The 19,535-nt window shown below is 60.1% G+C and carries 21 protein-coding genes; 5 read left to right on the top strand and 16 right to left on the bottom strand.

What is annotated here, in order from left to right:
• Positions 1-75: 75 nt before the first annotated feature.
• Together LH464_RS14535 and LH464_RS14530 are read left to right on the top strand one after the other, a co-directional pair.
• The gene (locus tag LH464_RS14535; RefSeq protein ID WP_226787115.1) at positions 76-1,086 is read left to right on the top strand and encodes an ABC transporter permease; all 1,011 of its coding nucleotides are present in this window, start codon (positions 76-78) and stop codon (positions 1,084-1,086) included.
• The gene (locus LH464_RS14530; RefSeq protein WP_226787114.1) at positions 1,079-2,005 is read left to right on the top strand and encodes an ABC transporter permease; all 927 of its coding nucleotides are present in this window, start codon (positions 1,079-1,081) and stop codon (positions 2,003-2,005) included. The genes LH464_RS14535 and LH464_RS14530 overlap by 8 nt, the downstream gene beginning before the upstream one ends.
• A 228-nt stretch (positions 2,006-2,233) precedes the next feature.
• Here LH464_RS14530 and LH464_RS14525 read toward each other — a convergent pair whose 3' ends face one another.
• Together LH464_RS14525 and LH464_RS14520 are read right to left on the bottom strand one after the other, a co-directional pair.
• A complete protein-coding gene (locus tag LH464_RS14525) occupies positions 2,234-3,175 on the bottom strand; it encodes a sensor histidine kinase (protein ID WP_226787113.1) in 942 nt (313 codons plus the stop codon).
• Between the two features lie 331 nt (positions 3,176-3,506).
• Positions 3,507-4,301 carry a response regulator gene (locus LH464_RS14520; RefSeq protein ID WP_226787112.1) on the bottom strand — a complete coding sequence of 265 codons (795 nt, stop codon included), beginning with the start codon at positions 4,299-4,301 and terminating at the stop codon, positions 3,507-3,509.
• A 169-nt stretch (positions 4,302-4,470) separates the two neighbouring features.
• Here LH464_RS14520 and LH464_RS14515 point away from each other — a divergent pair, with 169 nt between their 5' ends.
• Positions 4,471-4,650: a NepR family anti-sigma factor gene (locus LH464_RS14515; RefSeq protein ID WP_226787139.1), complete on the top strand. Its 180-nt coding sequence runs from the start codon at positions 4,471-4,473 to the stop codon at positions 4,648-4,650.
• Positions 4,647-5,210, top strand: a complete 564-nt coding sequence (locus LH464_RS14510; RefSeq protein WP_226787111.1) for an RNA polymerase sigma factor — start codon at positions 4,647-4,649, stop codon at positions 5,208-5,210. Before LH464_RS14515 ends, LH464_RS14510 begins: the two co-directional genes overlap by 4 nt.
• Here LH464_RS14510 and LH464_RS14505 read toward each other — a convergent pair.
• Entirely contained in the window at positions 5,207-5,581 is a 375-nt protein-coding gene (locus LH464_RS14505) for a hypothetical protein (RefSeq protein ID WP_226787110.1), read from the bottom strand. The two genes, LH464_RS14510 and LH464_RS14505, sit on opposite strands and share 4 nt — an antisense overlap.
• Positions 5,582-5,699: 118 nt before the next feature.
• Between LH464_RS14505 and LH464_RS14500 the strand changes: the two genes are divergently transcribed.
• Entirely contained in the window at positions 5,700-6,455 is a 756-nt protein-coding gene (locus tag LH464_RS14500) for a Crp/Fnr family transcriptional regulator (protein ID WP_226787109.1), read from the top strand.
• 1 nt (position 6,456) lies between these two features.
• Here LH464_RS14500 and LH464_RS14495 read toward each other — a convergent pair whose 3' ends face one another.
• The 13 genes from LH464_RS14495 to LH464_RS14435 form a co-directional block, all read right to left on the bottom strand.
• Positions 6,457-6,942 carry a hypothetical protein gene (locus LH464_RS14495; protein WP_226787108.1) on the bottom strand — a complete coding sequence of 162 codons (486 nt, stop codon included), beginning with the start codon at positions 6,940-6,942 and terminating at the stop codon, positions 6,457-6,459.
• On the bottom strand, positions 6,942-7,289 hold the full coding sequence (locus tag LH464_RS14490; RefSeq protein WP_226787107.1) for a DUF883 family protein: 348 nt from the start codon (positions 7,287-7,289) through the stop codon (positions 6,942-6,944). Before LH464_RS14490 ends, LH464_RS14495 begins: the two co-directional genes overlap by 1 nt.
• A gap of 232 nt (positions 7,290-7,521) precedes the next feature.
• Positions 7,522-8,340 (bottom strand): ABC transporter permease, encoded by an 819-nt coding sequence (locus tag LH464_RS14485; RefSeq protein ID WP_226787106.1) that lies wholly within the window; start codon positions 8,338-8,340, stop codon positions 7,522-7,524.
• Positions 8,337-9,287 (bottom strand): ABC transporter permease, encoded by a 951-nt coding sequence (locus tag LH464_RS14480; RefSeq protein ID WP_226787105.1) that lies wholly within the window; start codon positions 9,285-9,287, stop codon positions 8,337-8,339. The genes LH464_RS14485 and LH464_RS14480 overlap by 4 nt, the downstream gene beginning before the upstream one ends.
• 181 nt (positions 9,288-9,468) lie before the next feature.
• Positions 9,469-10,992: an ABC transporter substrate-binding protein gene (locus LH464_RS14475; protein ID WP_226787104.1), complete on the bottom strand. Its 1,524-nt coding sequence runs from the start codon at positions 10,990-10,992 to the stop codon at positions 9,469-9,471.
• A gap of 128 nt (positions 10,993-11,120) precedes the next feature.
• Complete coding sequence (locus tag LH464_RS14470; RefSeq protein WP_226787103.1) at positions 11,121-12,026, bottom strand: LysR family transcriptional regulator; 906 nt, start codon at positions 12,024-12,026, stop codon at positions 11,121-11,123.
• Positions 12,027-12,054: 28 nt separating this feature from the next.
• Positions 12,055-12,807 carry an ABC transporter ATP-binding protein gene (locus LH464_RS14465; RefSeq protein ID WP_226787102.1) on the bottom strand — a complete coding sequence of 251 codons (753 nt, stop codon included), beginning with the start codon at positions 12,805-12,807 and terminating at the stop codon, positions 12,055-12,057.
• Positions 12,804-13,637 (bottom strand): ABC transporter ATP-binding protein, encoded by an 834-nt coding sequence (locus tag LH464_RS14460; RefSeq protein WP_226787101.1) that lies wholly within the window; start codon positions 13,635-13,637, stop codon positions 12,804-12,806. The genes LH464_RS14465 and LH464_RS14460 overlap by 4 nt, the downstream gene beginning before the upstream one ends.
• Positions 13,634-14,566: an ABC transporter permease gene (locus tag LH464_RS14455; protein ID WP_226787100.1), complete on the bottom strand. Its 933-nt coding sequence runs from the start codon at positions 14,564-14,566 to the stop codon at positions 13,634-13,636. The genes LH464_RS14460 and LH464_RS14455 overlap by 4 nt, the downstream gene beginning before the upstream one ends.
• Positions 14,563-15,567 (bottom strand): ABC transporter permease, encoded by a 1,005-nt coding sequence (locus LH464_RS14450; RefSeq protein WP_390624986.1) that lies wholly within the window; start codon positions 15,565-15,567, stop codon positions 14,563-14,565. The genes LH464_RS14455 and LH464_RS14450 overlap by 4 nt, the downstream gene beginning before the upstream one ends.
• A gap of 76 nt (positions 15,568-15,643) precedes the next feature.
• Positions 15,644-17,284 (bottom strand): ABC transporter substrate-binding protein, encoded by a 1,641-nt coding sequence (locus LH464_RS14445; RefSeq protein WP_226787098.1) that lies wholly within the window; start codon positions 17,282-17,284, stop codon positions 15,644-15,646.
• Between the two features lie 44 nt (positions 17,285-17,328).
• Positions 17,329-18,378, bottom strand: coding sequence for a dipeptidase (locus LH464_RS14440; RefSeq protein WP_226787097.1), 1,050 nt, complete (start codon positions 18,376-18,378; stop codon positions 17,329-17,331).
• A gap of 147 nt (positions 18,379-18,525) precedes the next feature.
• On the bottom strand, positions 18,526-19,446 hold the full coding sequence (locus LH464_RS14435; RefSeq protein ID WP_226787096.1) for a LysR family transcriptional regulator: 921 nt from the start codon (positions 19,444-19,446) through the stop codon (positions 18,526-18,528).
• Positions 19,447-19,535 lie beyond the last annotated feature (89 nt).

Genomic DNA, 19,535 nt, shown 5'->3' with positions numbered 1-19,535 from the left:
GTCTCCGTTTCAGAAACCTGCAGTGGCTGCGAACACCCCTCCCAGGGCCGTGGCACTGTAGTCTGGGGAGCTTTGATGTTCACATACACATTGCGGCGATTGTTCTTTGCAATCCCGACCCTGCTGGTCATCAGCTTCGCGATTTTCGCGTTGCTGGACCTCGCCCCAAGCGACCCGACCGGCAACCTTCCACTCACCATTCCACCGGAAGTACGCGAACAGATCCGGGCCTCGCTCGGCCTCGACCAGCCGTTTTTCATCCGCTATCTGAAATGGCTGCAGCAGTTCTTCATCAATGAACCGCTCAATATCCTCGAAAGCCTGACAGGCTGGCAATTCGGTGATGGCGAGCGCATGCGGGTGCTTTCCTGGGCAACCCGCAGCCCGGTGGTCGACCTGATCGTCCAGCGCCTGCCGCAAACGCTTTGGGTGGTCGGTCTCGCCTACCTGTTCGGCATCCTGCTGGCGATCCCGATCGGGGTCATTTCCGCGTACAAGCAGTATTCGATCTTCGACCAGATAGGCACCTTCATCTCGATGGTCGGCTATTCGGTCCCGACGTTCTTCACCGGCGTGCTGATGATCGTCATCTTCTCCTCCCACCTGCAATGGTTTCCGTCGGTCTATGACACCAACCTCGAGGTCACCGATTTTTCAAGCTTGATGGCGCAGATGAGGCAGATGGCCCTGCCGGTCGCGGTTCTGGCGCTATACAACGCTTCGCAGATCACCCGCTTCGTACGCGCCTCCATGCTGGACAATCTCCACCAGGATTATGTCCGCACCGCGCGCGCCAAGGGCGTCAAGGAAAAGACCGTCCTGCTCGTCCACGTCCTGCGCAACAGCCTCATTCCGGTTGTCACAGTGATCGCGCTCGGAGTGCCCACCATCTTCTCAGGTGCGATCATCACCGAGCAGGTCTTTCGCGTGAATGGCCTCGGCCAGTTGCTGATCACCGCAGTGCAGGGAGCCGACATACCTCTGGTACAAACGCTCACCTTCATCTTTGCGGTCCTGATCGTCCTCTTCAACCTGATCGCCGACGTTCTCTACGGCATTCTCGACCCGAGGATTCGATATGACTGAGGCCACCCTGAGCGTCGCTCCCCCCGCGAAAGCCAGCACGCCCGCCAGATCCGCCATGAACGACATGTGGCGCCAGTTCCGCGCTCACAGGGGCGGCGTGGTCGGGTTGTGCGTCTTCGTCTTCATCGTGCTGGCGGTTTATGTCGGCCCCTATATCCATACCGTCGCACCAAACCTCATCAACATCCGCGCCAAGAACCAGTGGCCGTCGTGGGCGCATCCGTTCGGCACCGACAATCTCGGCAAGGATATGCTCGCGCAGGTCTTGGCCGGCGGACGGATCTCTCTCGCCGTGGGCTTTACCGCCATGTCGCTGGCGCTCGTGCTGGGTACGATCGTGGGCGTTCTGTCCGGTTATTTCCGGCGACTGGACGGACCGTTGATGCGGCTGACGGATCTCTTTCTCGCTCTTCCGCTTCTGCCGCTGCTGCTAGTCATCATCATGCTCTTCCGTGATACGCTGCGGGCAGCTTTCGGCCCGGAGAGCGGAATCTTCCTGCTCGTCGTCTTCGTCATCGGCATCACCAGCTGGATGCACACGGCGCGAATCGTGCGTGGCAACGTTCTGGCGGTGAAGAGCCAGGAGTTCATCCTGGCGGCGCGTTCAAGCGGCATGCGGGAGCACCGCATCATAGTGCGGCATATCCTGCCGAACGTGCTGAGTTCGATCATGGTCTCTGCAACACTCGGCATTGCATCGGCCATCATCACGGAATCGGCGCTAAGCTTCCTTGGGCTGGGCTTTCCGTCGGACTTCCCAACCTGGGGGCGCCTGCTTTTCGATGGTGCCAACTTCCTGCAGTTGACGCCTTCGCGGGTGCTGTGGCCGGGACTGGCCATCTCTCTAACCGTGCTGAGCGTCAACTATATCGGCGACGCAATCCGGGATGCGCTCGATCCGAGGACACTGAGGCGATAGGCCTTCAAAAAGGGCGTGAAAAAAATCTTAAGTTTTTTTTAATTCGGCTGGAACGTTTTCTGTAGCACCTCGTTATATCAAAGTCTGGAGGCACCCCCCGTCCCCCGCCCTACAAAAGCTTCCGGACATACTCTTCAGTCCCCCTCGAAGAGATGAGTTGGCTCGGTTCCCAAAGAACCGGGCCAATTCTGCGTTTGGATGGCAGAATAAGCGCAATGGCGCTTCTGACTAATCCGTGCTCGGATCCAGGGGGAACGCCAGATGATAGGTGATCCGGTCGTGAGAAATCACGTATTGAGCCTTGCCGTTTACCGATGCGGGAACGACGCGTTCCAGAACCGTGCTGCCGAAATGCGCCTTGAGTTGCTCTGTTTCGTCCTGCCGGCACTTGCCGGACTCAAGCGGCTCGAGCCAAACCAGCTCGACCGTATCCTGGCCATCGACGCGCTTGCGCTGGCAAGTCACCTCAATCGGAAGACCATTGCGCAATAGCGACCCGTGACTGACGGCGTTGACGATCAGTTCATGCAGGGCGAGCCCAAGATGCAGGGACGCATTCGGACTGAGAAGCAGATTGTCGCCACTGACTTTTACGAGATGACGGTTCTCCGGCAGGTATTTTTCGGTCTGCTGCTGAACCAGTTCGAAGAAATAGGCGCCGCGCCAGCTCGAATCCGTGATCAGATCCTGCGACTGGGATAACGAATAGAGCCGCCCGCGGAATTTGTGCAGGAACATGTCGAGCGACCCCGAGTAGCGGGCCGTCTGCAAGGCAATGCTCTGGATGATGGCGAGCAGATTTTTCGAACGGTGACTGACCTCACGCAGAAGGGCACGCAGCAAGCGCTCCCGATGCCGCTCCTCCGACCGGTCGATGATGGTCGTGACGAGATGGACGCCACCTTGCGCAACTTCGAATGTCTGCATCCGGAATTCGAAGAACTGTTCGGCACCGACCATGACCTCCAGCTGAGCCTTCCTGCCCGGGTCGATCAATTCGGATTTCAGGGCACCAAGACGCGCAGCCACGTCCTTTCCAAAAAGCCCTTCATCCGATGGAACTTCGGAATGTCCATTGGTCCACACCTCCGGCAAATTGGTTACCAGAAGATAGTTACGCTGCGCATCCTGGATAATCACGCTGGCGCCCAGATCGACCAGGGCCGGCATAAGGAACTCTCGTAACTTATCATCATTTTGACCCGCTTGCTGCCATGTCAGCGGATGCCCCAATTTTTTCACTCCGTTTTACTTTGAAAGGAAATGCGGCACCGCGGACTACGCTCAGGGCCTTCTTCAAACGCTTATAGAGAGTCGCGCCCGGAGCAACAACCGGATAACTCGACGCCTAAAAATGGGTTAAAGCCCGGCGTCGAGCCTGCCTCCCGTTCATGGGAGGCCCGGCGGAGGAGCCAGGAAGCGGGGGGTCGAGCATGTCATTCTCCACTGCAGCAAGAACCACGAAACGTAGCTCGCCCCCATTGGTTCCTCTTTTTTCTCGTCAGGCAGCGGCCTTGACAGTTTCATTGAAGAACAGAGCCTGGCTGATAAGTGCCTTCACCATGTCGGGATTGAAAGGCTTCGTCACCAGGAAGGCAGGCTCGGGCCGTTCGCCCGTGAGCAGGCGCTCAGGGAAAGCCGTGATGAAGATGACCGGCACGGTCGATGCCTTCAGGATCTCGTTGACCGCATCGATGCCGGAGCTTCCGTCAGCAAGCTGAATATCGGCCAGCACCATTTTCGGGCTAGACGTCTGGAAGAGTGCCACCGCTTCCTTGTGAGTGCGGGCGATGCCCGTAACACGGTGACCGAGCTCCTGGACCATCTGCTCGATGTCGAGCGCGATCAGCGGTTCGTCCTCGATGATCATGATGTCGGTTGCAACCTGGCGCGAAATTTCTCGAGAAGCTTCGTCGAGAAGCTCGGTCGCCTTTTCAACGCTTACGGCCAGAACCTCCGCTGTTTCCTCGATCGTGAAACCTTCCACCGAGATCAGCAGAAATGCATGACGGGCCATCGACGGGAGGGAGGAGAGATTGGCTGCAGCGCGCTGTTCCCAGGCAAAGGGAGATTCGATCGGCCTGATCTCTATCGAGGTGGAACCAAAGATTGCGACGAACAGTTTATAAAGTGAAACACGGTCCTTTGATGTTTCAGGAAAGATCGAAACATCCGCGATCAAGGCCTCCAATACCGCAGCCACGTAGGCATCGCCGGAGGTCTGGGACCCGGTGACGGCACGAGCATATCGGCGCAAGTACGGAAGGTGAGACGCAACGCGTGTAGTGAGTGACATTCATATACTCCCCTGATGCCCCGGTGGGCAAATTAACATGGTGAGAACGTGGTGCTGGAAAAAAAGTTCCGCAAGAGGGTGGAACTTTTTTCGGCCTACGGCATTGTCTCGTCACGATATCGCAACAGGCTGCCGAATGATGAGTGACGACAACAGAAAAAAGCAGGACATGATCATCTCCCACAATGAAATCAGGCCCGGATCGGTGCAGCCCAATGCATCGATATCCCGAAAGCTTCGCGACTTTTACGATGCGGTGCAGGAGGAGGGTATTCCTGACCGTTTTCTGGATCTTCTGGAAAAACTGGAAGAGGCTGAACGCAATACCAAGTCGGTGAAGGTAAAATGACGACAACCGAGGACGACGATCGCGGCTTCAAGCGCGACCTACTCGCATCCTTGCCCAATCTGAGGGCCTTCGCGGTTTCGCTGACCGGTCGCCACGACAAGGCAGATGACCTGGTCCAGGACACCATCATGAAGGCTTGGGCCAACCAGACAAGCTTTACGGCCGGCACGAACATGCGGGCATGGCTATTTACAATCCTCCGCAATGAATTCTACAGCCAGATGCGCAAGCGCGGGCGAGAGGTGCAGGATACCGACGGCCTGTTCAGCGAGCGCTTTTCCGTGCACCCCGAACAGTACGGCAGGCTTGACCTCCAGGACTTTCGCAAGGCGCTCGACAAGCTTCCCGATGACCAGCGCGAAGCGATCATCCTCGTCGGGGCGGCGGGTTTCGCCTATGAGGAGGCTGCGACGATCTGCGGATGCGCCGTGGGTACGATCAAGAGCCGCGTAAGCCGGGCGCGTACGCGCCTCCAGGAACTGCTTGGCGTATCCGGCGAAGGCGACTTCGGGCCCGATGCCGGTCACGCGGCCATCACTGCGAGAGCCTTTGGCGGCTAGGCCATATCCAGACGGAGGGCGAGTGCCGCGCGCACCGCCTCCGTCAACTCTTCGTCGTCGAATGGCTTGGAGACAAGCTTGACGCCCAAGAAACCTTCGAGATCGTCAAAGAAGTCATTGGTGAATGCGGTGAACACTATGCCGGTGCCTGCAAGCTGATGACGCATGAGAAGATCATGCCGCTCGCCCTTCACCAACAGGCCTTCCATGACCACCACATCGAACGACGTCTCGTCGAGAACCACCTGGCACTCACGCGGCATGGCGATCTGGACCCTGCATTCCAGGCGATCCGTCAGAATACGTTCCGCCTCCATGGCGACAAGATACACCGGATCGACAACGAGGATGCGGGCTTCTGGGATCTTCATTTGCTAAACCTAAAAATCCCGTAGATCATTGCCCCGCGCGCCGGTCATTTAAAAAAGACACAACCATCATCGGTCCAGTGCGCTAAACGATGTCGTTCCTCTCTGCTGACTGAGACCAATGGCGAATCCCAGACCTGTCGTTCCGCCTCGCATTTCCTGCGAATACTGTCCCTTGCGCCAGCGGAGCGCATTTCGTGAGTTCACTTCCGAGGAACTCTCGTTTGTGTCCAGGTTCAAGGTTGCCGAGATGCCGGCCGCGCCGGGGATGGCCATCATGGTCGAGGGAGAACGCAACCCTTCCCTTTACTCTGTCCTGAGCGGCTGGGGCTTTCGATACAAGATCCTGGAAGACGGCCGGCGGCAGATCCTAAACTATGTCCTGCCTGGTGACCTGATCGGCCTGCAGGGCAATGTGATGAAGGAAATGCAGCATTCGGTGGAGGCGTTGACGAAAATGACGCTTTGCATCTTCGAGCGGGACAAACTCCCGACGCTTTTCCGCGATCAACCGACTCTGGCCTTCGACATCACATGGATCGCGGCGCGGGAAGAATCGATGCTGGACGAACACCTGCTCAGCATAGGAAGACGCAACGCGCAGGAACGCGCGGCATATCTGCTTGCTTTCCTGGATGCCCGCGCTCAGGCGACCGTCGGAGGGCATCAGGAGCATCGACAGCTGCCACTGACGCAGCAGCACGTCGCCGACACGCTGGGATTGTCGCTGGTCCACACGAACAAGACGCTGCGGAAACTGGCCGAACAGGGACTGGTACGGTGGCTGGACCGAGGCTGCGAGGTCGTCGAAATTGAAGGGCTCTACCGCCTTGCGGGGTGGAGGCCGCCCAACGAGACCGGGCGGCCCTTTATCTAGCTTATGGCTGCGCAGGCGGTTCAGCGGGGTACCGGCCCGCGCCGCGACCCCGCCCCGGCGCGAGCGTGTCGATGTTCTTCATCGCCAGGAAGCCGAGCCCACCGGCAAGCGCGAGCAGTGCGATCGGCCGGGATTTGATGAGGACCGGCAGTGCAGAGATTGCTGCAGTCACCATCAGTGCCCGGCTTCCACTGCTTGCAGCAGCTTCCCGCTTTCGCTTTTCTTCAGCCCGCGACATCCCGCGCGCAATGAGGAACATGACCAGCGCCAGAAACAATGCCCCCCCTGCGACCGTGAGAAGAGCGCCTATCGCTCCCATGCGCTGCGCGATCGCGATTGCCGCCGCCGCTACGAGCGTGCCGTAAGCTGTGAGGACAAACAGCAGCATGAACGCATAAAGGATGGCATTGCGCCGCGCACGTTGGATGAATGCATTGGCATCCATCGCTGCCAGCGACGCGAGAAGCGGAGCCAGTCCGGCAAGCATCAGCGACGTGCCAGAAGCGCGATCACAAAACCAACGCCGGCGGCTATCGCCACGGCCTGCAGCGGATTTGTGCGGATCTTGCGTTCCAGATCCTTTTCAAGGGAAATCGCCTGCTCTCGTGCAGCCTCGACCATCTGCAATGAAGCGTCAGCAGCATCGTTGGTCGCCTTGCGTACACGCGTGCGATAGTCGTCGGCCTTTTCCGAGCCGACAGTCGCGACGCTGCGTGCAAGCGTTGCAATATCGTCGCGCAGTTGCTGGATCTGAAGCTCGATATCGCTTGTGGCCGCAGCCGCAGTTGCCGTCGCCCTGCGCACCCGCGCATTCGAACCTGGATCTTGTGCCATCATCATTCTCCCATTCTTGTTCAATCGATAGTATCCGCGATCGCGGGTGGATTCCTTGAGTTACCTCAAAAGAAACAGGGGATCGGAAGTCCCGCGAGCCAGCGAAGGAAACACCTCATCGTCGCTCTCCAGGGCCGGAGAAACAGACGCGCAGTACGGGCCGCCCCTTCCATGCTGCGAGCAATGAACGGCTCGCGCGGGAATTTGTTCCCGTTTTTATGGCGAGGGAAGATCAGCGCGAGCGGGGATCGAGCATGTCACGCAGCCCGTCGCCAAGCAGACTGAACCCGGTGACCGCAAGAGCGATGGCCATGCCGGGAAGGAGAGCAAGCCATGGCGCCTGCCCAAAGAAGGTCTGGGCGTCGGCGAGCATCCTGCCCCATGTCGGCGCAGGAGGCGCCAGTCCGAGGCCAAGGTAGCTTAGCCCCGCTTCCGTCAGGATTGCGAGACCAAGCTGGATCGTCACCTGCACGACGATCTGGTTGGCGATATTCGGCAGGACGTGGACGACAGTAATCTTGAGCGGCGACCGTCCCATGCCGATTGCGGCATGCACATAGGCGCGCGTCCAGATCTGGAGGGCGGCCGCAAGCGTCAGCCGGGCGAAAACAGGCACCATGAAGGTCGCAATCGCAATAATCGCGGTGAACCGGCCAGCACCGATGAACGCCCCAAGCACCATGGCCGAGAGGATCGGCGGCACGGCGAAGATCACGTCGCAGGCGCGCATGACGAGCATCTCCAGCCAGCCCCGCCGCACGCTGACCACCAGCCCGATGGCAGTACCGACCGTGGCTCCGATAAGGACCGCAGCAAACGCGATAGACAGCGAATTCCAGGCACCCGCCATCAGCATGGAAGCAACGTCACGACCGAACTGGTCCGTGCCAAGCAATCCTTGTTCAAGAGGCGGCTTGAGCCTCTGCAGGATCTGGATCTTCGTCGGCGGGAAAGGCGTCCAGAAAAGAGAGAGCAGAGCCACCGCCGTGAGGAGCGTGGTGGTGAAGGCGCCGATCATCAGCACCGGACGGCGACGCAGCGCTCGGATCATTGCTCGGCCGCCCGCAGCCGCGGATCGACGACAAGATAGGCAAGATCGACGATGAAATTCATGATGATGACGATGGCCGCGAAGAACAGCACCACGTTCTGCATGACAATGATGTCGCGTTGAGAAAGTGATTGGAAAGCAAGACGGCCAAGGCCCGGCAGATTGAAGACGTTCTCGACCAGCACGGCGCCGGCGACCAGAAAGGTGAACTGCAGACCCAGCATGGTCAGGACCGGCACCAGAGCGGCCGGCAGCGCATGTCGCCAGATCGCAGTCGTCTCCCCCAACCCCTTGGCCCGTGCCGTCCGCACGAAATCCTCGTTGATGTTTTCCAGCACCGCCGATCGCGTCACCCGTGTCAGAACGGCTGCCTGCGGTATCGCCAGCGCTACGGCCGGAAGAGCTAGTGTTTTCAGGGCAGCGCCCAGACCTGCACCCCAGCCTGGAAAGCCGCTGGCAGGCAACCATCCCAGCGTCGTCGCAAACGTGAGGATCAACAGGAGCCCGATCCAGAATGCCGGCACGGCAATGCCCACATAGGAAAACAGGCTTATGGCGACGTCGATCGGGCGGTTGTGATGGCGGGCGGCCTGAACTCCCAAAGGCACCGCGATCGCGACCGACATCAGGATCGCCATCAGCGCAAGCGGCAGCGTTACCGCAAGCCTGTCCGCGATCAAGCCCGCAACGGGGACACTGTAGGTGTAGGAGCGACCGAGATCGCCCTGAAGAGCGCTCCCCAGCCAGGACAGATAGCGCACCGGCAGGGACTGATCGAGACCAAGCTCGCTCCTCAGCGCCGCCAGCGTGTCGGGACTTGCCGAAGTGCCGAGCATGATGGAGGCCGGATCTCCCGGCAAAAGACCCATAACCAGGAAGATCAGGGCTGAAACGACGAGAAGGGTAACGAAAAGACTGACGGTGCGGCGCAGGAGTAAGGAGATCATATTCCGCCGAACCCTCTCTGGCCTGCCGGACATCTACACATGGGGGAAGAGAATATGCCGCGAGGCCCTATTTCCCTTCGAAAAACAGTCAATGTGGCGTGGCAGTACGGCGGATCAGACCCCTCCCCGTTATTGGGAGGGGTTGGGGAGTGGAACGCAATCACTCCGAAAACCTCTGCATTCACTCCTCCCAATGGACCTCCGCCAGCACGTTGGACGGAATGGGCTCGTTCTCCCAGAGCCCCTTCAGTTTCTTGTCCCAAACGCCGAGTTTCGGCATCACGAACAGGTAGAGCGCCGGAACATCATCGGCCAGGATCTTCTGTGCTTCACCGTACAAAGCCGCCTGCTCGGACGGGTCGGCCGTTTGCTGGACCTTTTCCAGCACCGTGTTGAACGCCGGGTTCTTGTAGTTGAAGTAGTAGGGATCACGCGCGTAGATGTCGATATCCATGGGTTCCGCATGGGCGACGATCGTCATGTCGTAGTCGCCAGCCTTCAGTACGTCCGACACCCATTTGGCCGGAAACTCCGTCGTCTCGATGTTCATCGTGACGCCGATCTCGGAGAACATGGCCTGCATGACCTGTGAGGTCCGCTGCGCATAGGCCATCTGCGGCGCCTTGATCGTAAAGCTGAGGCCGTCCGGATAGCCTGCCTCGGCAAGAAGCGCCTTCGCCTTTTCCGGGTCATAGGTGTAGGTGCCCGTAAGATCGACATAGCCCGGATCATTGGGCGTGTAGTGGCTGCCGATGGATGTGCCGAGGCCTGACCACGCCCCTTCCACGATCATGTTCCGGTCGATCGCCATCATCAGTGCCTGGCGCACGCGCTTGTCATCGAAAGGTTTGCGGGTGTTGTTCATCCCCGCCACGACCTTCAACTCGGTGTGGCCGATGACCGTGGCAAGGCGCTCATCGCCCTCGAAACTCTGTATCAGCTCGGGCGCGGCAAATTCCGGAAACGCATCGACGTCACCGGCCTGCAGGGCGGCGGACTGCGCCTGCGGATCCGACATGAAACGGAAGACAGCGCCTTCAAGCTTGGCCGCAGCTTGGCTGTTCCAATAGTCCGGATTGCGGGCCAGTTCGACCTTCTCGCCCTTTGCCCAGTTCACGAACTTGAACGGACCGGTACCGACGGGCGTGGTCTTGTTGTTGTCGGCTGACCGGGTTCCAACCATGCTCGATGACGGCCAGGCCAGCCAGTAGAGGAGACTGCCGGTCGGCTTGCCCAACTTCAGGACCAGTGTCTGTGCATCCGGCGTTTCGATGCTTTCGATGGACTGGAAATAGCGCTTCTGCGGATTGACCGACGCATCGCCCCGCGCGCGGTCGATCGCAAACCTGGCCACGGACGAGTCGAATGTTTCGCCGTCGTGGAAACTCACGCCTTGGCGGAGCCTGAACGTATAAGTGAGGCCATCATCGGATATGTCCCAGCTTTCGGCCAGTTGCGGCTGCACCTTCCCCTGGCGGTCTATGGTCGTGAGGCCTTCGAAAATGTTCTGCCAGGTTACCTGGCCGATCGCCACAGGTGCAGCAATGGTCGGGTCAAGCCCGATTGGCTCCACCGACATACCGATTGTCACGGACGTCTTCGCTGCCGCGAAAACAGGCCCCGCGAAGCCTGCGGCTGTCACGGCGGCAGCGGCAAGAGAAGCACGAAGCAGGAAAGCGGCATGCGGAAGAGACGGAATGCGCATCTTGGACCTCATCGATGGTCTGGGGCCTCACGGGCCATCAACGCGGATATGACATTTCGCCTGCGAACACACAATAGATAAAAACAAAAGCCAGCGTAGCCGAAACAGCTACACCAAAGACGACAGTGCTACACCTGCCCCGCCGAGCGACGCATGTAGTCTTCGATGAATTCAGCCAACGTGTTGGCCGCAAACGACAGTTGTCGATCGGGCGAGACGCAGAGATCGACTGCCGTACGGACCGCCTTGTCATCGGCCACGGGAACGGCAGCCAGCGTGCCGGCTTCAATTTCGCGCTGGACGGAAAGCGCGGGTAGCAGCGTCACGGCGGCACCGCGCAGCACCAGCTCCTTCAGCATATCCAGCGAACTGGTGGTAAATACGGGATCGACATCCAGCTTTTCTCGGGAAAACATCTCCTCGATGGCCTGCCGCGCCGCAAAGCTGCGGTCAGGTAGTGCCAATGGCAGTCGCGCCAGTTCCTCAAGCGATATGTGCCTGGTGGAGGCAACCGGCTCTTTTGGATTGATGATGACGTCATAGAGGATTTCCGAGCGAAGCCGCAGCTTCACGCCGGACATTGTCGATGCAAACAGCGTGACGGCGATATCCGCCTCACCGGTCGTCAATGCCTCTATCGCCTCGCGTGCACTGCCGATCGTCACTTCGAAGCGCAGTTTCGGGTAGCGGAGGCTGAATTCGGCCAGCACCGGCGCGATGACATTGGCGACGGTCGCGCCGTTGGCGTAGAGCACCACCTTCCCGCTCTCGAGGCCCTGCAGGTCCTCGATCAGCTGATGCACGTGCTCCAGTTCGCGCAGGGTGCGCCCTGCCCTTTCGGCCAGCAGCCGGCCGGCCGCCGTCAGCTTGATGCCCCGGTTGGTTCGCTCCACCAGCTGCGCGCCGAAATGCTCCTCGAGATTTTCGATCTGCCGGCTGACAGCAGTCGCCGCGACGTTAAGGTTTTCCGCCGCCGCCCGCATCGAATTCGTGCGGACGACCTCGTCGAAATACATGAGCGCGCGCAGGTTCATCCAAGCATCCCGGCCTATTGGCCCCAACCTAGTCTCGACGGAAGCCCTCGCTGGCAACCAGCAACTGGCGGGTATAATCAGCGGAAAACTGCCGCTTTTCCAGTGCGTCGGCGGGCAGGATCTCGACGATTTCGCCGCTTTTCATCACCGCCAGCCGCTCGCACATATGGCTGATGACACCAAGGTCATGACTGACCATGACGAAGGTAAGGCTCCGGTCCCGGCGGGCCTGCTCGAGCAGGTTCAGAATTTCCGCCTGGATCGATGCATCGAGCGCAGAGGTCGGTTCATCCAGCAGCAGGATTTTCGGCTCGACGATCAGCGCACGCGCGATGGCGATGCGCTGCCGCTGCCCACCGGACAACTGATGGGAATAACGGAAGCGAAAACCGGACCCGAGGCCGACTTCATCGAGCGCGCGCGCAATGCGGGCATCGACATTGTCGAAGCCGTGGATCGCGAGCGGCTCCAGCAGCAACCGGTCGACCGTCTGGCGTGGGTGCAGCGACCCGTACGGATCCTGGAACACCATCTGAACCGTGCGGTAGAACTCCCGGTCTCTTTTCCGGCCGTTGAAGTTGCGGCTATCGACCGTGAGACTGCCCTCCTGGAAGGCGGACAGGCCCGAAATCGCCCGCAGGAGCGTGGACTTGCCCGACCCGGATTCGCCGACGATACCGAAGGATTCTTGATGCTGAACATCGAGGCTGACACGGTTCAATGCCGCAAAGTCCTCGTAGACGACCAGCATGTCGCGAACAGAAAGCGCGGTTGTCGTCATAGTGCCCACTCCGGCTTTCGTTCCAGCACCGGAAGCGGATGGCGATCAGCGCCGATCTGCGGCAGGCAATTCAACAGACCCTGCGTGTAGGGATGCTGCGCCTCGTGCAGGTTTGCCGAGGATAGTTCCTCGACCACGCGTCCCGCATACATGACGAGAACGCGATCACAGAAGGTCGAAACAAGCCGGAGGTCGTGGGAAATGAAGATCAGTCCCATGCCACGATCCGCGACCAGCTTGTCGAGGATCGACAGAACTTCGAGCTGCACAGTCACGTCCAGCGCGGAGGTCGGCTCATCGGCGATCAGCAATTCGGGACCACAAATCAGCATCATGGCGATCATCGCGCGCTGCCCCATGCCGCCCGAAACCTCGTGCGGATAGAGATCGAAGACACGCTCGGGATCCCGGATCTGCACTGCCTCCAGCATGGAAAGCACCCGCGCCCGCGCCTCGCTGCGGCCGACACTCTCATGCGTCTTCAAGGTTTCGATGATCTGGCGTCCGATGGTCATCACCGGATTGAGGGAATATTTCGGATCCTGCAGGATCATCGCCAGTCGCTTGCCGCGCAAATCACGACGCTGCCTGGCAGACATCGTCAGCAGATCCGTTTCTCCGAAGGCAAGCTTCTTGGCTCGGATCTCGGCACTGGGCGATGTCAGCCCCATGATCGCCCGCCCGGTCTGGGACTTTCCCGAACCGGATTCGCCGACGATGGCAAGGCGTTCGCGACCGAGTGTGAAGGAAACACCGCGGACCGCCTCGACCTTGCCGGTGCGAGTGGGAAAGCTGACGCGCAGATCGTCGACCGTCAGGAGCGGCGTCATTGGCCCGCCTCCTTCGGATCGAGTGCGTCACGCAGGCCATCCCCCAGGAGATTGAACCCGAGGCTGACGATGAGGATGGCAGCGCCGGGCATGGCCGCAACCCACCACTGATCGAGGATGAACCGGCGGCCCGAGGCAATCATTGCGCCCCATTCCGGCAGCGGCGGCTGGGCACCGAGACCGAGGAAACCGAGGCCAGCAGCCGTCAGGATGATGCCTGCCATGTCGAGCGTCACGCGTACGATCAGCGACGAAAGGCAGAGCGGCATGACGTGACGCAACACGATGCGGAAAGGCGATGCACCCATCAACTGGACCGCGGATATGAACTCCGAGTTCCGGAAGGTCATCGTCTCGGCACGGGCGATGCGCGCATAGGGTGGCCACGAGGTGATGGCAATCGCCAGGATGGCATTCTCGATGCCCGGCCCGAGTGCCGCGACCAGGGCAAGAGCGAGAACTAGCTTCGGAAAGGCGAGGAAGATGTCGGTGATGCGCATCAGGACCGCATCCACCCACCCACCGGCATAACCGGAAACGGTGCCGACGATCAGCCCGACAGGGGCGGCGATCACCGCCACGAGCACGACGACCAGCAACGTCAGCCGGGAGCCATGGATGAGACGCGAGAGAATGTCGCGCCCTTGGTCGTCGGTGCCGAGCAGATAGCCATCCGACCCCGGCGGCAGGAGGCGCGCATAGCGCAGATCGCCCTGCAAGGGATTGTGCGGCGCCAGCACGTCGGCAAAGGCCGCAACGAACAGAAGTCCGATGATGATCATCAGGCCGAAGAGTGCCAGCCGGTTCTCTGCAAACCGCTGCCAGATCACATAGGCTCGGCCGATGCGCGCTTGCTTTCGAGACGTCGGACGGTCGGACAGCAGCCATTCCCGGCTGTAGGGTTTGAGATGTTGTTCCACGACGCTCATCGGCTCCGGGTCCTTGGGTCAAGCGTCCGGTAAAGGAGGTCGGACAGGAGGTTGATGCCGATGAAGACGGAGCCGATCACCACCGTTCCGCCGAGCACGGCATTCATGTCGGCGTTCTGGAGCGAATTGGTGATGTAGAGGCCAAGCCCGGGCCAGGCAAAAATGGTTTCGGTCAGCACGGAGCCTTCGAGAAGGCCGGCATAGGAGAGCGCAATCACCGTAACCAATGGCACGGCAGCGTTGCGAAGCGCGTGGAACCAGATGATGCGCGCTTCCGACAGCCCCTTGGCCCGTGCTGCCACAACGTATTCCTGGCTAAGCTCGTTCAGCATGAACGAGCGTGTCATGCGACTGATGTAGGCGAGCGAGAAGTAGCCGAGCAGCGACCCCGGCAGGATGATGTGGCGGAACAGGTCCCATACCACGTCCCACTGGCGCTGCATGACCGCATCGAGAATAAAGAAGCCGGTGACGGGCGTGAAGCTGTATTCGTAGATGATGTCGACGCGGCCGGGATAGGCGACCCAGCGGAGCTTCGCGTAGAAGAGCAGCAGCGACAGCAATCCGAGCCAGAAGATCGGCACGGAATAGCCTATCAGCCCGATCACCCGGACAATCTGGTCGATCAGGCTTCCGCGCTTGACCGCAGCCAGCACACCGAGCGGCACGCCGAAGACGGCGCCGATGATCGTTCCGACGGTAGCAAGCTCGATGGTGGCGGGAAACACCCGCTTTATGTCGGCCAGTACGGGGTTGGTCGTCAGAACCGACGTGCCGAAATCCCCGCTCAGCGCCTGTTTCAGGTAGATCCAGAACTGCTGCCAGAGCGGCAGATGCAGTCCGAGTTCCATGCGGACGCGCTCGACGACGTGAGCCGGCGCCCGGTCTCCGACGATAGCAAGCGCCGGATCGATCGGAATGACGCGGCCGATGAAGAAGGTGACGGCCAGGAGGCCGAGGAAGGTGGTGACGACCGTCAGCAGAAAGCCGAGGATCGCCATGCCGCGACGCCTGGCGCGGCTTTTGCCGCGCCAGGGTTTCGCATTCGTGTCAATAATTGCCAACGATCCGGACCAACTATTCCTTCGAGACCGAAGAGACGAAGTTGGTATCGAAGCTCGGACCAAGCTTGTAGTTCTTCAGCTTGTCCGAATGCCCTGCCACTTCGGTCTGCTGGAAGACGATGACATAGGGTCCGTTCGCCAGGACTTCCTTCTGGAGATCCTGGTAGATCGCGGCACGCTTGTCGCTATCCTGTTCGAGGAGAGCGGCCTGCGTCTTCTTGCTGAGTTCTGCCGGATCCCAGGCATTACGCCATGCGAGCGTCTTGTTCGTGCCTTCGTCGGAATTGTCGGAATTGAACGTGAACGTTTCCGCATTCGAATTCGGATCGAAGTAGTCCGAGCCCCACTGGCCGATATAGATGTCGTGTGTGCGGGCACGATACTTGGTAAGCGTCTGCTTGCCGTCGCCCGGAATGATCTCGAGCTTGATGCCGGCCTGCGCCAGCGTCTGCTGGACGTTCTCGGCGATGCCGGTGACCGGCTGGGTGTTGCGGACGTCCATCGTCACCGTGAAGCCCTCAGGGACGCCGGCCTTGGCCAGCAGTTCCTTCGCCTTTTCAACGTTCAGGGTGTAGGGCTTGTCATCGAGTGCGCCGAGCTGGCCGGCGGGCAGGAAGGTCTGGCGGATCGTGCCGATGCCCTTGATCAAGGTCTCACCGATCGCGTCATAGTCGATGAGGTATTTGAACGCCTCGATGACTTCCGGCTTCGCAAGCGTCTCGTTCTTCTGGTTAAGGCTGTAATAGTAGATCGTGCCCTTCGGCGCGGACGTCGTCGCCATCCCCTCCTTGCCGGAGATCGCCTCGATGTCGCCTGGCTCGAGATTGCGGGCCACGTCGATATCGCCGTTTTCCAGCGCCAGGCGCTGTCCGGCGCTTTCCTTCATATGGCGATAGATGACGCGGGCAAGCGTGGGCTTCTCGCCGAAGTAATTGTCATTGCGTTCCAGCACCACCACTTCGTTGGCGCGCCATTCGCGGGTCTTGAATGGGCCGGAGCCGGCATAGCCGGTCTTCAGGAATTCGTTGCCGAAGTCGGTGTCGTACTTGTAGTCGTCGTTCGGCGTGACGGGTTTCGCATTCTCCGTTACCAGCTTCTTGTCCACGACGGACGCCACGGTGGACGTCAGCACGTTGAGCACGAAGGTCGGCGCATAGGGCTTGTCGACCGTCAGCACGAACGTGCTCTCGTCGGCCGCCTTCGCCTTTTCCGTCACGTTGTCGCCCGACAGGCCGAACTGAGTGAGAAGGAAGGCCGGAGACTTGTCCAGCTTGATCGCACGTTCGAACGAGAACGCAACATCGTCGGCGGTGATCGGATTGCCGGACGCGAATTTCAGGCCGGACTTCAGCTTGAACGTGTAGGTCAGGCCATCGTCGGAAACAGTCCAGCTGTCGGCCAGTTCACCCTTGACCTTCGACGTATCGGCCTGATCGAGGCGTACGAGCAGGTTATAGGTGTTGGCAGTGACCTCCGCAGTCGAGAGCTCGAACGCTTCCGCCGGATCAAGCGAAATGATGTCGTCAAATGCAAAGCCCAGAACGAGCGTATCCGCGGGCGTTGCAGCAAACGCCTGCGGAGCTCCCGCCAGCAGCAGCGCCACGGCAGCGCTGGAAGCCAGCAGACGCACGCGTTTATTCAGCAAGTCGATCATGTTTTTGTTCCCCTGTTGATGAGCTGTTTTTAGCTGCCCAGCGGCTATTCGCGCAAGGCAGACGCCAGGATCCTGAGCCAGTTCTCCCGGCAAATCTTCCCCAGTTCCTCGTCAGCGTATCCCGCGTCCCTGAGGGCCGCAACCAGATTTTGATTGCCGGCGGCGTCCTTGATTCCCTCTGGAATCGTGGCTCCGTCGAAGTCCGATCCGAGCGCCACATGATCGATGCCCATGCGCTCCACCATATGGTCGATGTGGCGGACCATGTCGGACAGCGGCGTTGCCGCATTGTCCCTGCCGTCGGGGCGCAACATGGTCACGGCATAGTTGAGGCCGACCAGCCCGCCGCTCTCCTTGATCGCGTCAAATTGCCTGTCCGTCAGGTTGCGCGCCACCGAGGTAAGCGCATGCGCATTCGAATGGCTGGCAACGAGCGGCTGGTCCGTCGTCTTCGCCACGTCCCAAAAACCCTGCTCGGTGATGTGAGCAAGGTCGACGAGGATGCCCATTCTGTTGCACGCCTTGATCAGTTCGAAGCCAAGGTCGGTAAGACCCGGCGCTGTGTCGGGAGACATGGGATAGGCAAACGGCACGCCATGGCCGAAAATATTGTGCCGGCTCCACACGGGCCCGAGCGAACGCAGACCTGCCGCGTAGAAAACCTCGAGGTTTTCGAGGTCGGGATCGAGCGCCTCGCAGCCTTCGATGTGCAGGACGCTCGCGAAGATGCCATCCTCCATCGACTTGCGGATATCTGCCGTGGAGCGGCATAGACGCCAGGCTCCCGCCCGATCGAGGCGCAGTGCTATCGCTGCTTTCTCAAGCGCAATCTCAAGCGACGGTTCGAGGGCCAGAGGCGCCGAAAGCGGCGTCTCGTAGTGACCGTTTGCGTCCGGCTCCTTGAGGATAAGATCACCCGAAGGAATGTAGATGGCGCAGAACCCGCCCGCGAGCCCGCCCTTCTTCGCACGGGGCGCATCGATGTGACCTTCGGAGATGCCGTCCATGAACTCAGCGACCGGATCGCCGCCGGATTTCATCGTCCGCCAAAGCCGCAAAAGCACATCATTATGGCCGTCGAACACCAATTCCATTCGCATATCCTGATTGTGGAGAAAACCGCTTGAAGTGATTTGTGGCGATAATCCTAGCGGCCTCGCCCTCGACCGCAAGGGAGGAATGCGCATTTTCCGCATCGCCCTCCAACGGGCCTGCTACGTCATAACGACGCACATGCTGTCCTACCAAGCCATCACTTCACCGCCGCGGTAGCGCTCGACTTCCTCCAGCAACCAAGAGCGGAATGCCACGACCGGCCGGAAATCGGTCTTGGTCAACGGCGCCACGGCATAGTAGGCGCTGGGGCTTCGGACCTGATGAGGATAGGCCTGCACGATCTGCCCGCTCGCCAGCTCGGAATCGATGAGGAACAGCGGCATCAAGGCCACGCCGAGCCCGGCCGCACAGGCCTGCGCGACATTGGAAAACTGCTCGAACCGCATTCCCTGCGATGTGGCACCCGACAGCCCGAGGCTCTGGAACCAGTGGCTCCACGCTCCCGGTCGGGATGCCATGTGCAAGAGCGGCAATGCCAGAATGTCCCGTGGCTCCTTGACCGGATGGCTATCGAGAAAGGCCTGACTGCAGACCGGCGCCACCATCTCCTCCATCAGAAAGGTGCAGTCGGCTCCCGGCCAGTCCGGCTGGCCGATGTGGATGGCAATGTCGATGCCGTCGCGGTCGAAATCGAAGACGCCGATGCGTGTGGCGAAGTTCAGCGTGATCTCCGGGTGCCGAGCCACGAAACTCGGAATGCGCGGCATCAGCCAACGCGTGCCAAAGGTTGGCAGGATGGCAAGATTGAGCGTATCGCTATGCCGTTTGGTCATGGCCTGCAGCGATGCCGATCGGATCTGCGACAGCGCCGCTCCGACTGATTTCGCATAATCCGCGCCTACCGACGTCAGTATGACGCCACGGCTCGTCCTTTCAAAAAGCAGAACGCCCAGAAGCTCCTCCAGGCCCGAAACCTGCCGACTTATGGCCCCTTGCGTAAGTGCGAGCTCTTCGGCCGCCACGGAAAAACTGCGCAGGCGCGCAACCGACTCGAAGGCGGCAAGCGCGGCGGTAGACGGCAGGAGACGGCGGCTCAGAGTGCTCATGGTCTATTACTATCAATCATGCCCTAATGAGTAAACGCGCCTTGCCGATAGACAAGACGTCATCGATAATCGAGCTCCAAACTGGAGGC

Source organism: Pseudorhizobium xiangyangii (assembly GCF_020531965.1).
GTDB classification, from domain to species: Bacteria; Pseudomonadota; Alphaproteobacteria; order Rhizobiales; family Rhizobiaceae; genus Neorhizobium; species Neorhizobium xiangyangii.
This window is presented reverse-complemented; position numbering and strand designations above follow the sequence as displayed.

Excerpts from the sequence above, each read along its gene's own strand:
- LH464_RS14535 (WP_226787115.1), top strand. The coding sequence starts at position 76 with ATGTTCACATACACATTGCGGCGATTGTTCTTTGCAATCCCGACCCTG.
- LH464_RS14530 (WP_226787114.1), top strand. The coding sequence starts at position 1,079 with ATGACTGAGGCCACCCTGAGCGTCGCTCCCCCCGCGAAAGCCAGCACG.
- LH464_RS14525 (WP_226787113.1), bottom strand. The coding sequence starts at position 3,175 with ATGCCGGCCCTGGTCGATCTGGGCGCCAGCGTGATTATCCAGGATGCG.
- LH464_RS14520 (WP_226787112.1), bottom strand. The coding sequence starts at position 4,301 with ATGTCACTCACTACACGCGTTGCGTCTCACCTTCCGTACTTGCGCCGA.
- LH464_RS14515 (WP_226787139.1), top strand. The coding sequence starts at position 4,471 with ATGATCATCTCCCACAATGAAATCAGGCCCGGATCGGTGCAGCCCAAT.
- LH464_RS14510 (WP_226787111.1), top strand. The coding sequence starts at position 4,647 with ATGACGACAACCGAGGACGACGATCGCGGCTTCAAGCGCGACCTACTC.
- LH464_RS14505 (WP_226787110.1), bottom strand. The coding sequence starts at position 5,581 with ATGAAGATCCCAGAAGCCCGCATCCTCGTTGTCGATCCGGTGTATCTT.
- LH464_RS14500 (WP_226787109.1), top strand. The coding sequence starts at position 5,700 with ATGGCGAATCCCAGACCTGTCGTTCCGCCTCGCATTTCCTGCGAATAC.
- LH464_RS14495 (WP_226787108.1), bottom strand. The coding sequence starts at position 6,942 with ATGCTTGCCGGACTGGCTCCGCTTCTCGCGTCGCTGGCAGCGATGGAT.
- LH464_RS14490 (WP_226787107.1), bottom strand. The coding sequence starts at position 7,289 with ATGGCACAAGATCCAGGTTCGAATGCGCGGGTGCGCAGGGCGACGGCA.
- LH464_RS14485 (WP_226787106.1), bottom strand. The coding sequence starts at position 8,340 with ATGATCCGAGCGCTGCGTCGCCGTCCGGTGCTGATGATCGGCGCCTTC.
- LH464_RS14480 (WP_226787105.1), bottom strand. The coding sequence starts at position 9,287 with ATGATCTCCTTACTCCTGCGCCGCACCGTCAGTCTTTTCGTTACCCTT.
- LH464_RS14475 (WP_226787104.1), bottom strand. The coding sequence starts at position 10,992 with ATGCGCATTCCGTCTCTTCCGCATGCCGCTTTCCTGCTTCGTGCTTCT.
- LH464_RS14470 (WP_226787103.1), bottom strand. The coding sequence starts at position 12,026 with ATGAACCTGCGCGCGCTCATGTATTTCGACGAGGTCGTCCGCACGAAT.
- LH464_RS14465 (WP_226787102.1), bottom strand. The coding sequence starts at position 12,807 with ATGACGACAACCGCGCTTTCTGTTCGCGACATGCTGGTCGTCTACGAG.
- LH464_RS14460 (WP_226787101.1), bottom strand. The coding sequence starts at position 13,637 with ATGACGCCGCTCCTGACGGTCGACGATCTGCGCGTCAGCTTTCCCACT.
- LH464_RS14455 (WP_226787100.1), bottom strand. The coding sequence starts at position 14,566 with ATGAGCGTCGTGGAACAACATCTCAAACCCTACAGCCGGGAATGGCTG.
- LH464_RS14450 (WP_390624986.1), bottom strand. The coding sequence starts at position 15,567 with ATGGCGATCCTCGGCTTTCTGCTGACGGTCGTCACCACCTTCCTCGGC.
- LH464_RS14445 (WP_226787098.1), bottom strand. The coding sequence starts at position 17,284 with ATGATCGACTTGCTGAATAAACGCGTGCGTCTGCTGGCTTCCAGCGCT.
- LH464_RS14440 (WP_226787097.1), bottom strand. The coding sequence starts at position 18,378 with ATGGAATTGGTGTTCGACGGCCATAATGATGTGCTTTTGCGGCTTTGG.
- LH464_RS14435 (WP_226787096.1), bottom strand. The coding sequence starts at position 19,446 with ATGAGCACTCTGAGCCGCCGTCTCCTGCCGTCTACCGCCGCGCTTGCC.